At 72.1% G+C, this 12,590-nt stretch carries 10 protein-coding genes; 7 read left to right on the plus strand and 3 right to left on the minus strand.

The window, feature by feature from the left end:
- Positions 1 to 16 precede the first annotated feature (16 nt).
- Positions 17 to 1,177 (minus strand): epoxide hydrolase family protein, encoded by a 1,161-nt coding sequence (locus tag ACO229_RS01070; RefSeq protein WP_423463433.1) that lies wholly within the window; start codon positions 1,175 to 1,177, stop codon positions 17 to 19.
- A 92-nt stretch (positions 1,178 to 1,269) separates the two neighbouring features.
- Between ACO229_RS01070 and ACO229_RS01075 the strand changes: the two genes are divergently transcribed.
- A complete protein-coding gene (locus ACO229_RS01075; RefSeq protein ID WP_423463434.1) occupies positions 1,270 to 2,220 on the plus strand; it encodes a helix-turn-helix transcriptional regulator in 951 nt (316 codons plus the stop codon).
- Positions 2,221 to 2,224: 4 nt separating this feature from the next.
- Here ACO229_RS01075 and ACO229_RS01080 read toward each other — a convergent pair whose 3' ends face one another.
- A complete protein-coding gene (locus ACO229_RS01080) occupies positions 2,225 to 2,908 on the minus strand; it encodes a TetR family transcriptional regulator (RefSeq protein WP_423463435.1) in 684 nt (227 codons plus the stop codon).
- Positions 2,909 to 2,966: 58 nt separating this feature from the next.
- Here ACO229_RS01080 and ACO229_RS01085 point away from each other — a divergent pair, with 58 nt between their 5' ends.
- Both ACO229_RS01085 and ACO229_RS01090 read left to right on the plus strand, forming a co-directional pair.
- Positions 2,967 to 3,824 (plus strand): SDR family NAD(P)-dependent oxidoreductase, encoded by an 858-nt coding sequence (locus ACO229_RS01085; protein WP_423463436.1) that lies wholly within the window; start codon positions 2,967 to 2,969, stop codon positions 3,822 to 3,824.
- Between the two features lie 88 nt (positions 3,825 to 3,912).
- Positions 3,913 to 5,415, plus strand: a complete 1,503-nt coding sequence (locus tag ACO229_RS01090) for a mannitol dehydrogenase family protein (RefSeq protein ID WP_423463437.1) — start codon at positions 3,913 to 3,915, stop codon at positions 5,413 to 5,415.
- On the opposite strand, the gene ACO229_RS01095 is transcribed toward ACO229_RS01090, so the two are convergent.
- A complete protein-coding gene (locus tag ACO229_RS01095) occupies positions 5,416 to 6,345 on the minus strand; it encodes a sugar-binding transcriptional regulator (protein WP_423463438.1) in 930 nt (309 codons plus the stop codon). It lies immediately after the preceding gene.
- Positions 6,346 to 6,509: 164 nt separating this feature from the next.
- Between ACO229_RS01095 and ACO229_RS01100 the strand changes: the two genes are divergently transcribed.
- The 4 genes from ACO229_RS01100 to ACO229_RS01115 all read left to right on the plus strand — a co-directional run bounded on the left by ACO229_RS01100 (position 6,510) and on the right by ACO229_RS01115 (position 12,507).
- Complete coding sequence (locus tag ACO229_RS01100) at positions 6,510 to 7,901, plus strand: ABC transporter substrate-binding protein (RefSeq protein ID WP_423463439.1); 1,392 nt, start codon at positions 6,510 to 6,512, stop codon at positions 7,899 to 7,901.
- The gene (locus tag ACO229_RS01105; RefSeq protein WP_397431119.1) at positions 7,898 to 8,845 is read left to right on the plus strand and encodes a carbohydrate ABC transporter permease; all 948 of its coding nucleotides are present in this window, start codon (positions 7,898 to 7,900) and stop codon (positions 8,843 to 8,845) included. The genes ACO229_RS01100 and ACO229_RS01105 overlap by 4 nt, the downstream gene beginning before the upstream one ends.
- Positions 8,846 to 8,847: 2 nt before the next feature.
- On the plus strand, positions 8,848 to 9,684 hold the full coding sequence (locus ACO229_RS01110; protein WP_397431118.1) for a carbohydrate ABC transporter permease: 837 nt from the start codon (positions 8,848 to 8,850) through the stop codon (positions 9,682 to 9,684).
- Between the two features lie 426 nt (positions 9,685 to 10,110).
- Positions 10,111 to 12,507, plus strand: a complete 2,397-nt coding sequence (locus tag ACO229_RS01115; RefSeq protein WP_423463440.1) for a family 43 glycosylhydrolase — start codon at positions 10,111 to 10,113, stop codon at positions 12,505 to 12,507.
- The last annotated feature ends 83 nt before the right edge of the window (positions 12,508 to 12,590 follow it).

Consider the following 12,590-nt stretch of genomic DNA (forward strand, 5'->3'; position numbering starts at 1 on the left):
GGCGTTGCCGGGGTGGTCAGGAGTGGGGGAAGAAGGCGCGGAGGTCGTCCACCACGACCTCGGGGACCTCCAGGGCCGCGTAGTGGCCGCCCTCCGGGTACTCGGCCCAGTGCTCGATCCGGGCGTTGTCGCGCTCGGCGAACGCGCGGATGGTCTGGAAGTCGTCGGCGAAGACGGCCACGCCGATCCGGCCCGTGCTGACCACCGGCTCCGCGCCCGAGCGCTGCTCGGTGTAGTGGTACCGCACCGAGGTGGCCGAGGTGTTGGTGAGCCAGTAGAGGCTGGCCTGGGCGAGCACCTGGTCGAGGGAGACCTTGCTGGTGCCGTTGCCGAAGTTCTCGAACAGCTCGCTGTAGGCGAGCTGGGCCACGGGAGAGTCGCTGAGCCCGGCCGCGATCGTCTGGGGCCGGGAGCCGTTCATCGCGTTGTACCCGCCCACGCTCTGGAACCACTGCAGGTGCCCCAGGGCGGCGAACTCCTTGGGGCCGAACCCGTCCATCTCACCCTCGGCTCCCGTGGGGAACGAGAAGAGCTGGAGCACGTGGGCGCCCAGGAAGCCCGCGGGGTCGAGGACCGCCAGCTCCCGGCCGACCATGGCCCCGGCGTCGCTGCCGTGCGCGCCGTAGGACTCGTAGCCGAGCCGGCGCATCAGGGTGTCGACGGTGCGGGCCACGCGGGCCATGGTCCAGGAGCCGCCGTCGGCCGGCTCGCTCAGCGGGGTGCTGAAGCCGAACCCGGGGATCGACGGGATCACCACGTGGAACGCGTCCTCGGCGCGGCCGCCGTGGGCCACCGGGTCGGTGAGCGGGCCGATCATGTCGACGAAGTCGAGGAACGAGCCCGGGTAGGTGTGGGTCAGGACGAGCGCCCGGGCACCCGGCTCGGCCGAGCGGACGTGCAGGAAGTGCACCGTCTGGCCGTCGATCTCGGTGAGGAACTGCGGAAAGCTGTTGGCCCGCTCCTCGACGGCGCGCCAGTCGAAGCCGGTGCGCCAGCGGTCGACGGCGCCGCGCAGGTAGGACTCGGGTGTCCCGTAGTCCCAGGAGTCGCCGGGGGCGGCCGGGGCGAAGCGGGTCCGGGCGAGGCGGTCGGCCAGGTCGTCGAGGTCCGCCTGGGGGATCGCGATGCGGAACGGCCGGATGTCGGTGGGGGCTGAGGTGTTCGTCGTGGTGTCCATGTCTCCGACACTACGAGGGGTTCAGGAACGCTTCTTTCCTCTATTCTGAGCTGATTCGAGATCGGGTTCGAGAAGCGAGAAGAAGGAGTCCCATGAGTGCCACCGCGGGGCGTCTGCTCGCCCTCCTGGGTCTGCTGCAGTCGCGCGCCGACTGGTCCGGCGCCGAGCTCGCCGCGCGCCTCGACGTCACCGGTCGTACGGTGCGCAACGACGTCGCCCGCCTGCGGGATCTGGGCTACCCGGTGGACGCCGTGCGCGGGCCCGGCGGACGGTACCGGCTCGGCGTGGGCGGCAGGCTGCCACCCCTCGTGCTCGACGACGAGGAGGCGGTCGCCATCGCGGTGGGGCTGCGGGCCGCGAACGCCGTGGCGGGGATCGAGGAGAGCAGCGCCCGCGCGCTGGGCAAGCTGGAGCAGGTGCTGCCCGACCGGCTGCGCCGCCAGGTCGCCGCCCTGCGGGACGCCACGAGCGCAGGCCCCGTGAACACCGACAGCAACGTCACCGACCCCGCGGTCGACCCCGCCCTGCTCACGGCGCTGGCCGCCGCGATCCGCGACCACCAGGGGCTGCGGTTCTGGTACCGCGAGCAGCCGCGGGAGGTGGAGCCGGTGCGCCTCGTCGCGTGGCAGCGCCGGTGGTACCTCGTGGGCCGGGACGTGGCCTCGGGCGGGTGGGAGCCGTTCCGCGTGGACTGGCTGGAGCTGCGCACACCGGGCGGACGCCGGTTCACGCCTGTGGAGCCGCCGTTCGACCTGACCGAGTTCGTGGTGCGCGAGGTGGCGCGCACGGGCTGGGCGGTGCACGCCCGGATCCTGGTGCACGCACCGGCGCACGAGGTGCTGGACCGCATCAACCCCGCCGTCGGCACGGTCGAGCCACGGGACGACGCCACGTGCGTGCTGGTCACCGGCGGGGACAGCATCGAGACGGTGGCCGTGTGGATCGGCATGCTCGGGCTCGACTTCACGGCCGACGGGCCGCCGGCCCTCGTGGACCACCTGGCGCTGCTGTCCCGGCGGTACGCGGCAGCCGTCCGCAGGTGATGGCTCAGGCGGTGCGGCCGGTTCCGGCGGTGCGCTCGCTGACCAGGCCCCGGAGCATCGCGGCGAGGATCCGGGCCAGCCGCGGCTCCACCTCGACCAGGGCGTGCGCCATGCGCGGGTCGGAGCGGTAGAGCTCCGCGACCTCCGGCCCCGGGGTGGCGATCTGGTGGAAGGTGCCCGCCATCGAGGTCGCGGCGGCGATCAGGTCGACGCCGTCCTGCTCGGTCAGGCCCGGCAGCGCGGCGCGGACGGCGGGGATGATGACGCCCAGCCCTTCGCCGGTCGTGAGCTTGAACTCCCGGACCTTCTCCACCGACACGTTGCGCTCCAGGTTCAGCGGCGTCTGGCCCAGCAGGTCGCAGAACATCCCGCGGGCGGCGAGCGAGGTGGCGAACGCGGCGGCGACGCCGTCGGCGTCGGGCCGCGCGAGGCCGCGCAGGCGCTCGGCGAGGTCCGGCGCCCAGTCCCGCCAGCCCTCGGCCGTGAGGCGCAGGAAGATCTCCTCGCGCGTCTCGAAGTACCGCAGCATCGCGGACTTGTGCATGCCCACGGCGTCCGCGATGTCGGTCAGCGTGACCTGTCGGATGCCCCGCTCGGTGCCGAGCCGGCGGGCGGCGTCGAGGATGGCGACCTCCCGGACGCGCTTGGCCTCGGGGGAGCGGGCCCGCTGGAAGTCGCCTGTCGTCATGGTCACATCTTAGCGCAACGGGGTTGTACAACTTAGAGCAACGGTGTTTTATAAAGCCATGCAGCAGACATGGTTCATCACCGGTTCCTCCCGCGGCTTCGGCCGTTCCCTCGCCCGCGCGGCCCTCGCCGCCGGCCACCGGGTCGCCGCCACGGCGCGCCGCCCCGAACAGCTCGACGACCTCGTGGCCGAGTACGGCGACCGGGTGCTCCCGCTCCGGCTCGACGTGACCGACCCGGCGGCGGCCCAGGCGGCGCTCGCCGAGGCGTCGGCCCGGTTCGGGCGGCTCGACGTGATCGTCAACAACGCGGGCTACGCCAACGTCTCCCCGATCGAGACCACCTCGGACGCCGACTTCCGCACCCAGTTCGAGACCAACTTCTGGGGCGTCTACCACGTGTCCAAGGCGGCGATCCCCCTGCTCCGCGAGCAGGGCGGCGGCCTCGTGATCCAGTTCTCCTCCGTGGGCGGGCGGGTCGGCGGGTCGCCGGGCATCGCGTCCTACCAGGCGGCGAAGTTCGCCATCGACGGGTTCAGCCGGGTGCTCCGGGTCGAGACGGCGCCGTTCGGCGTGCGGGTGCTCGTCGTGGAGCCCAGCGGGTTCCGGACGGACTGGGCCGGCGCGTCCATGACCGTGGCCGACGTGCCGCCGGAGTACGAGTCCACCGTCGGTGCCATGAACGCGCGCATGCGGCAGTCCGGCGCGGGAGCCGCGGGCGACCCGGACCGGGCGGCGCAGATCCTCGTCACGCTCGCCGGGCGTGACGACCTGCCCGACAACCTGCCGCTCGGCGTGAACGCCGCCGAGATGTCCGCGGCGCAGGACCGCCGCCTGCTGGAGTCGGACCTGCGGTGGAGCGCCGTGAGCCGGTCGGCGGACTTCGGCGAGCCGTTCCCGGTCGAGCCCCCGGCCTGACCGGGCGCTCATCTGTGCTTCCTCCGACGCTCATCTGTTAGCCTGACGGCGTTTCACGCAGGAGTCAGAAGGGCGGCGGAGGAGCACGATGACGGCACTCAGCGAAGAGACCGTGGACGGCCTGGTGGCGTCCGCGCCCCAGGGCGCGGACCTCACGGTCCCCACCTACGACCGGTCGCGGCTGACCACCGGGATCGTGCACCTGGGCGTGGGTGGCTTCCACCGCGCGCACCAGGCGATGTACCTGGACCGGCTGATGTCCCAGGGCAAGGCGCTGGACTGGGCGGTCTGCGGGGTCGGCGTGCTGCCGGGCGACGCCCGGATGCGCGACGCGCTGGCCGCCCAGGACGGCCTGTACACCCTGGCGCTCAAGCACCCGGACGGGCGCCTGGAGGCGCGCGTGATCGGGTCGATCACGGAGTACCTCCTGGCGCCCGACGACCCGGAGGCCGTGCTGGAGAAGATGGCCTCGCCCGAGGTCCGCATCGTCTCGCTCACGGTGACCGAGGGCGGGTACAACATCCACCACGTGACCGGCGAGTTCGACCTGGCCGACGCGGCGGTCGCCGCGGACCTGGCCGACGGTGCCGTCCCGGCGACGACGTTCGGGCTGGTCACCGAGGCCCTGCGCCGCCGGCGTGACCGCGGCGTGCCGCCGTTCACCGTGATGAGCTGCGACAACATCCAGGGCAACGGCGAGGTCGCGAAGCGGGCGTTCACCACGTTCGCCCGTGCCAAGGACGCGCAGCTCGCGGACTGGATCGAGCAGCACGTCGCGTTCCCCAGCTCGATGGTCGACCGGATCACCCCGGTCACCACCGACGCCGACCGGGCGCTCGTCGCCGAACGGTTCGGCATCGACGACGCCTGGCCCGTGGTGGCCGAACCGTTCGAGCAGTGGGCCCTGGAGGACACGTTCCCCACCGGCCGGCCCCCGTTCGAGGACGCCGGGGTGCAGGTGGTGGCCGACGTCGAGCCGTACGAGCTGATGAAGCTGCGGCTGCTCAACGCGAGCCACCAGGCCCTGTGCTACGTGGGGTACCTGTCGGGCCACCGGTACGCGCACGAGGTCGCGGGGCAGGACGTGTTCGCACGGTTCCTGCTCGGCTACATGGACGACGAGGGAACGCCCACGCTCGAGCCCGTGCCCGGCATCGACCTGGACCTGTACAAGCGGACCCTCATCGAGCGGTTCGCCAACCCGCACGTGGCGGACACGCTGGCGCGGCTGTGCGCCGAGTCGTCGGACCGTATCCCCAAGTGGTTGCTGCCCGTGGCCCGGTACCACCTGGCGCACGGCGGGCCGATCGACCACGCCGCGCTCGTGGTCGCCTCCTGGGCCCGGTACGACGAGGGCGTGGACGAGGTGGGGGAGCCGATCGAGATCGTGGACCGGCTGGCCGAGCGGCTGCACGCCGCGGCCCTGGCGCAGCAGGACGACCCGCTCGCCTTCCTGCGCGACCGAGAGGTCTTCGGTGACCTCGTCGACGACGAGCGGTTCACCGCCGCGTACGCCTCCGCGCTGGCATCCCTGCACGAGAAGGGTGCCCGCGCCACGGTGGAGGCCCTGGTCGCGCGCGTCAGCGCGTAGTCAGGGGGTGAGGGTCTCCAGGGCCGTCGCGGCGGCGTCGTCCACCACGAGGGTGGTGGCGATGCCGCCGTGCACGGCGGCCACCAGGCCCGGGGCCACGGCGGCGCCGTAGCCGATGGCGATCACCTCGGGCGTCGCGACGAGCTGTTCGAGCGTCACGCCCACGACCCGCTCGTCCAGGCTGGTGCGCACGGGTTGCCCGGTGGAGTCGAAGAGTCGGCCCGAGCACTCGGCGACGGCGCCCGCGGCGGTGGCGGCCTGCTGCTCCTCGGTGCTGATCTGGGGGAACACCGTGGACGTGCGCTCGGACCAGTTCCCGATCGCCACGACGGCGACGTCCAGGTGGTCCGCGCGGGCCAGCGCGTCGGCGATCTCCGGCTGGCGGCGCATGCCGGCGGCGGTCGCGGCGTCGGCCACCAGGAGCGGTGACCACACGGGCCAGGTGCGCACGCCTGGCATCTGGGCGAACGTCGTGATCAGGGCCAGCGAGTTGCCGCTGCCCTCCACGGGCAAGGCGCCGACGAGCTGCACGACGTCGCAGTGCGGCAGCCGGCCGATGTGCCGCACCGCGGCCTCGACCGTGCGGGACCACGAGACGCCCACGGTCGAGCCCTCCGTGATGTGCTCGCGCGCGGTGCGGGCGAGCTCGACCGCCACGTTCTCCCGGGTGCTCAGCGTGTCCTCGCCGCTGGCCGCGACGAGGACCTCGCGCACGCCGAGCCGGGCGGCCAGTCGTGCGCCGCGCTCGCCGTCGACCCGCGGCGGCGTGATCTCGATGCGGACCACGCCCTGCTCCCGGGCCTGCGTGAGCAGGCGGGCGACCTGGAACCGGGAGATGCCGCGATGACGCGCGATCTCCACCTTCGACTTGCCGTCGACGTAGTAGTCGGTACTCACCTCGACCATGAGGTTGGAGTCGTTCTGGGTCACCTGCGTCCTCACTCCCCGCAGGCGGTGGCGGGGAACGGTTGAGCGACTGTTGAGCGGGGGGTCTTGCTCACCTGAGCATACCCAACTACTCTGCGGATGCAGATGAGCAAGCAAGATTTCTCAAATGAGCGCGGCGGAGAGGCTGTGCCAAGGAGAGGACGAGGATGTTCCGACCTCCAAGGGGTAACCCGGCGCCGGGCGTGCCGGTGAGAGCGACGCTGGCTGCCGGGGCGGCAGCCGTCACGCTGGCCCTGTCCGGCTGTGCCGGGGCGGGCGCCGTGGGCGGTGGCGAGGGCGAGCAGATCGTGGTCGCGATCGTCTCGAACCCGCAGATGCAGGACGCGATCTCGCTGCAGGACGAGTTCCGGGCCGCCCACCCGGGCGTCGACGTGCGGTTCGTGTCGCTGCCCGAGAACGAGGCCCGCGCCAAGATCACGGCGTCCGTGGCCACCGGCGGCGGCGAGTTCGACGTCGTCATGATCTCCAACTACGAGACGCCCATGTGGGCCGAGAACGGCTGGATCGAGAACCTGCAGCCGTACATCGACGACACCGAGGGCTACGACGCCGAGGACTTCGTGCCCAGCGTCCGTGAGGCCCTCTCGCGCGACGGCGACATGTACTCCGTGCCGTTCTACGGCGAGTCGTCCTTCCTGGCCTACCGCGCCGACCTGTTCGAGGAGGCGGGCCTGGAGATGCCCGCCAACCCCACCTGGGACGACGTGCGCGAGCTGGCCGGCGAGCTGAACGACCCGGCACAGGACTTCTCGGGCATCTGCCTGCGCGGCCTGGCCGGCTGGGGTGAGGTCATGGCCCCCATGAGCACCGCGATCAACACGTTCGGCGGCGGCTGGTTCGACGAGGACTGGAACGCCACCCTCGACTCGCCCGAGAGCCGCGAGGCCATCGAGACCTACGTCGACACCGTGCGGTCCTTCGGGCAGCCGGGCGCCGCGACGTCAGGCTTCGGCGACTGCCTCACGCGGTTCGCGCAGGGCCAGTCGGCCATGTGGTACGACGCGACCTCCATGGTCTCCTCGATCGAGGACCCGGCGTCCTCGACCGTCGCGGGCAAGGTCGGCTACGCGCCCGCGCCCGTGGCGGACACCGAGTCGGCCGGCTGGCTCTACTCCTGGTCGCTGGCCATCCCCTCCACGAGCCAGCACAAGGACGCCGCCTGGGACTTCGTGTCCTGGATGACGAACAAGGAGTACATCAGGACCGTCGGCGAGGAGATCGGCTGGGAGCGGGTGCCCCCGGGCAGCCGGCTGTCCACCTACGAGATCCCCGAGTACGCCGAGGTCTCCGAGGCGTACGCCGACGCCACGCTGGAGTCGATGAACGGGGCCACCCAGGAGTCGGCCATGACCCACCCGGTGCCCTACCCGGGCATCCAGTTCGTGGGCATCCCCGAGTTCCAGGACCTCGGCACGCGCGTGGGCCAGCAGATGTCCGCGGCGATCGCCGGCCAGGTCTCGGTGGACGAGGCCATCGCACAGTCCCAGCGCTACGCCGACACCGTGGCGGAGACCTACCGGGCCCAGGAGGAGCAATGAGCACCTCGACCATCGACCGGCTCGAGGGCTCGCGGCGGGCGGCCCGGGCCGCGGCGTCCGAGCGCGCCGTGAGCCGCGCGGAGGGATGGCGCCGGCGCGGGCCGCTGCTGCCCGCCCTGATCTTCACGATCATCGTCACGCAGCTCCCGTTCCTCGTGACCATCTGGTACTCGCTGCGCTCGCAGAACCTGCTGCGGCCGGGCGAGGACATCTTCGTGGGCCTGTCCAACTACGTGGACATCGCCGCCGACTCGACCTTCCGGCAGACCGCCCTGAACTCCGTGGTCATCACGCTCGGCTGCGTGCTGGTGGCCATGGTGCTCGGCATCGTGCTCGCGCTGCTGCTGGACCGGCCCTTCTTCGGCCGCAGCGTGGCGCGCACCATGCTCATCACGCCGTTCCTCGTGATGCCCGTGGCGTCCTCGGTGCTGTGGTCCGTCGCGATGCTCAACCCGACGTACGGGCTGTTCAACTGGACGCTCGGGCTGGTCGGCATCGAGGCCGTGGACTGGACGTCGACGTACCCGGTGATCGCCATCCTGATGGCACTGGTCTGGCAGTGGACGCCGTTCATGATGCTGCTCGTGCTCGCGGGCCTCCAGGCCCAGCCGAAGGACGTGCTGGAGGCGGCGTCGGTCGACGGCGCGGGGCCGTGGCGCACGTTCACCTCGATCACGCTGCCGCACCTGCGCCGGTACATCGAGCTGGGCGTGCTGCTCGGCGTCATCTACGTGGTCAACACGTTCGACCAGATCTACCTCATGACGGCGGGCGGGCCCGGTACGGCCAGCGCCAACCTGCCGTTCTACATCTACCAGCGCGCGTTCCTCGGGTTCGACATCGGGCAGGCCGCCGCCATGGGCGTCGTCGTCGTGATCGCCACGATCATCGTGGCCTCGGCCGCGCTGCGCCTCATCTTCCGCAGCTTCGAGGTCAAGGAGTGAGCATGTCCGACGTGACGCGCGCGTACCGCCGTCGAACCACGGGTGGCGTGCTGACGACGCTCACCTGGTTGCTGGCGCTCGCCTTCTTCTTCCCGGTGGCCTGGATGGCGGCCACGGCGTTCAAGCAGGAGAACCAGGCGGCGTCCGACCCGCCCACGTGGTTCTTCACGCCCACGCTGGACCAGTTCCGGGCCGTGATCGAGGGCGGCTCGGGCACCTACGTGGCCAACTCCGCCATCGCGACCGGCGTCTCGACCGTGCTGGTGCTGCTGCTGGGCGTCCCGGCGGCGTACGCGCTGTCCATCCGGCCGGTGGAGAAGGTCAGTGACGTGCTGTTCTTCTTCATCTCCACCAAGATGCTGCCGGTCGTGGCCGTCATCGTGCCCATCTACGTGGTGGCCGGGCAGCTCAAGGTGCTCGACAACATCTGGACCCTGGTGGTCCTGTACACCGCGATGAACCTGCCGATCGCGGTATGGATGATGCGGTCGTTCTTCCTGGAGGTGCCGGGGGAGGTGCTGGAGGCGGCGTCCGTGGACGGCGCCGGGCTGATGCGCACCCTGCGGTCGGTGCTCATCCCGATGGTGGCCCCCGGCATCGCGGCCACGGCGCTGATCTGCGTGATCTTCGCGTGGAACGAGTTCTTCTTCGCGCTCAACCTCACCGCCTCGCGGGCGGCGACGGTGCCGGTGCTCATCGTGTCGACGATGACCAGCGAGGGGCTGTTCCTGGCCCGGCTGTGCGCGGCGGCGCTGCTGGCGTCCCTCCCGGTGATCATCGCCGGCTGGGTGGCGCAGAAGCAGCTCGTGCGCGGGCTGTCGATGGGCGCGATCAAGTAGGAGCGGACTGCGGAAGTTGCCTTCTACCCAGCGATTGGGCCCGGAACCACGTCGGTTTTCGGGCCCAATCGCTGGGTAGAAGGCAACTTCTGCGGGCCAGGGGCGTCTGCTCTCCGGCGGGCGGCCCGGTGGGCGCGGGCGGCCCGGCGGCCCGGTGGGCGCGGGCGGCCCGGTGGCCCGGTGGGCGGCGGCCAGGCGGGAGGCCGGCGGGTGGTGGCCCGTGATGGCCCGGGCCCGGGCCGCCGTCGGGCTGAGTCTTGTTCCGCAGGCCATGGGCGACCGTCTGCTGGTGGATGACGGTCTCCTGGGGCCTGGTGAACCGGGACCAGTAGCGGCGGAGGGCCGGAACCGTCGGGCTCCGGCAGAATTCCCTACTTTTTCTGTCGGGTACTTGCCGGAGAAAATCGGCGCTCGTTCGATGGGGACATGCGCCTTGGATCAGATCAACGGAGACCTGTCCGCACCGGCTGGGTCGCGGCGTTCGTCGCGTCCGTGCTCGCCGCGGGGGTCGCCCCGCTGCCGTTGGCCGCGGACGCCGACGCCGTCGTCCCCGACGCCGCCGGTATCGCCGCCGTCGCGACGTCCCCCACCCCGCCGACCGCGGCCACCACCTACGCCAACCCCGTCACCGCCGGCGTCACCGACACCTTCCCCGACCCGGCCGTCATCCGCGGCAAGGACGGCGCCTGGTACGCGTACGGCACGCAGAACCCCGTGTTCAACAGCCAGGGCGAGCCGGGAGAGCGGATCCTGCCGATCCTGCGGTCCACCGACCTGGTGACCTGGGAGTACGCGGGGGAGGTGATCCAGCCGGACGAGGTCCCGGCCACCTGGCGGGACAACTCCCGCGCCTGGGCGCCCGACATCCGCTACGTCGACGGCGAGTACCTGCTCACCTACGGGCTCTCCACGGGTGGGCTCGCCGTGGCCACCGCGCCGACGCCGACCGGCCCGTGGACCCACCGCGACGAGCTGCTCGTCCCGTCGGCACCGATCGACGGCTGCCCCACGGGCAACATCGACCAGGCCCTGTTCACCGACGACGACGGCACGCTCTACCTGTACTGGGGCAGCTACGACGTCGTCTGCGTTTCGGAGCTGACGCCCGGGGCGGGGGAGCTGACCGGTCCCGTGACCCAGGTGGCGCAGGGCCGCCGCATGGAGGGGGCCTACGTGGTGCGCCACGACGACCTCTACTACCTGATGTACTCCGACGCCGGCTGCTGCGAGGGCGCCTACAGCGGCTACACCGTCAAGGTGGGGCGCAGCGAGAGCCCGCGGGGCCCGTTCCTGGACGACGACGGCGTGGACCTCATGGCCGAGTCGAGCAAGGGCGGCTACGTGCTGACCTCGAACGGCAACGGCTTCGTGGGCCCGGGCCACCACTCGGTGGTCACCGACCTGGCGGGCCAGGACTGGATGGCGTACCACGCGATCCCGGCCGACGACCCCGACTTCCCGCCCGTGGAGACCCGCAACGGCGTGCTCAACCTGTCCAAGCGGCCGCTCATGATCGACCGGCTCGACTGGATCGACGGCTGGCCGGTGGTCAACGCGGGCGCCGGGCCGTCGTCGGGTCCGCAGGCCGCGCCGGTCACCACCGGCGCCGTCGGAACGACGTTCGCGGACGGTTCCCTCGACGGCTGGCGCGCAGACGGCGACGTCGCGGTCGCCGAGGCGCCCGATGCCGGGCCGTACGTGCGACTCGACGGATCGTCCCTGGTCAGCCGGGCTCGGACCGGCGGCGACGTGCGCGCGCAGGCGGACGTGCGCGTACCCGGTGCGGACGGCGCCGCGGGGCTCACGCTCGGCACGGGCGCGCAGCGGGTGACCGCATGGGTGGACCGGACGGCCGGGGAGCTGCGCGTCGAGTCCGGTCACGGGCCGCGCGCCGTCCGGGCGGCCGCGGACCTGCCGGAGGCGTTCGGGTACGAGGACTGGTCCGTCGTGACCCTCGACCGCGCCGGCGGGACGTACACCGCGACCGTCTCGGCCGACAATCTCAAGGACCCGCTCGGCACCGTCACGCTGCGGGACCGGGGGCGTCCGTCCGGGAACCCCGTGCCGGTCGGCGTGACCGCGCACGGCCGGGCCGACGCCGACAACGTCAGCCTGGTCGCGGCCGCCGAGCCGGTGACCGAGCGGGTGCCGGACCCGCAGCCCGGCGCGCTGCTGCCGGACGCCTCGGACGAGTTCGACGGCGACGTGGTGCCGGGCGGGCCGGGATCGGGCTGGACCTGGGTCCGTGGCCCGGCGGACGGCGTCCGGCTGGAGGACGGTGCCCTCGCGTGGCCGACCCAGGCCGCCGAGCTGCACCTCGGGAACAACACCGCCTCGGTGCTGACGCGGGACGCCCCCGAGGGCGACTACCTGGTGGAGACCCGCCTGGAGCTGGACGGCGTCGGCGTGAACAAGCAGGCCGGCCTGGTCCTGTACGCCGACGACGACCAGTTCGTGAAGCTGGTGCACTCCCAGCTCGGCCTGCAGCGCAAGCCGGGCAGCGTCGCGCAGATGGTGGAGTTCACCAAGGAGGCCGCCCGGCCGACCAGCACGCCCCCGGCGGCCGTGTACGCCGCACCGATGTGGGGTGCGGCGCCCGGGGAGACGACGTGGCTGCGCCTGGCGGTGCACGAGGACGCGGCGCACGACGAGTACGAGGTGCGCATGGCCTCCAGCACCGACGGCGAGACGTGGCGCTGGGGCGGGGTCTGGACGCTCCCGTCGGACAAGCCCCTGCGCATCGGCCTGGTCGCCATGAACACCCCGGGCGCGGAGGCCCGCTTCGCCTACGTCCGCACCCACACCCTCGACCGGACCCGCTGAGTGCTGGGTCTTCGCCCTTCTTCGTGTGCCAGGAGGGCGAAGACCCAGCACTCGACGGACCGGAGTTCTGTTCGGGAGGCGGG

The sequence above is a fragment of the Promicromonospora sp. MS192 genome (assembly GCF_049532985.1).
Lineage (GTDB): Bacteria > Actinomycetota > Actinomycetes > Actinomycetales > Cellulomonadaceae > Promicromonospora.

What these genes read in the sequence shown, in the direction of transcription:
- ACO229_RS01100 (WP_423463439.1), top strand. Translation starts at nt 6,510, where the DNA reads ATGTTCCGACCTCCAAGGGGTAACCCGGCGCCGGGCGTGCCGGTGAGA.
- ACO229_RS01080 (WP_423463435.1), bottom strand. Translation starts at nt 2,908, where the DNA reads ATGACGACAGGCGACTTCCAGCGGGCCCGCTCCCCCGAGGCCAAGCGC.
- ACO229_RS01105 (WP_397431119.1), top strand. Translation starts at nt 7,898, where the DNA reads ATGAGCACCTCGACCATCGACCGGCTCGAGGGCTCGCGGCGGGCGGCC.
- ACO229_RS01090 (WP_423463437.1), top strand. Translation starts at nt 3,913, where the DNA reads ATGACGGCACTCAGCGAAGAGACCGTGGACGGCCTGGTGGCGTCCGCG.
- ACO229_RS01115 (WP_423463440.1), top strand. Translation starts at nt 10,111, where the DNA reads ATGCGCCTTGGATCAGATCAACGGAGACCTGTCCGCACCGGCTGGGTC.
- ACO229_RS01075 (WP_423463434.1), top strand. Translation starts at nt 1,270, where the DNA reads ATGAGTGCCACCGCGGGGCGTCTGCTCGCCCTCCTGGGTCTGCTGCAG.
- ACO229_RS01070 (WP_423463433.1), bottom strand. Translation starts at nt 1,177, where the DNA reads ATGGACACCACGACGAACACCTCAGCCCCCACCGACATCCGGCCGTTC.
- ACO229_RS01085 (WP_423463436.1), top strand. Translation starts at nt 2,967, where the DNA reads ATGCAGCAGACATGGTTCATCACCGGTTCCTCCCGCGGCTTCGGCCGT.
- ACO229_RS01110 (WP_397431118.1), top strand. Translation starts at nt 8,848, where the DNA reads ATGTCCGACGTGACGCGCGCGTACCGCCGTCGAACCACGGGTGGCGTG.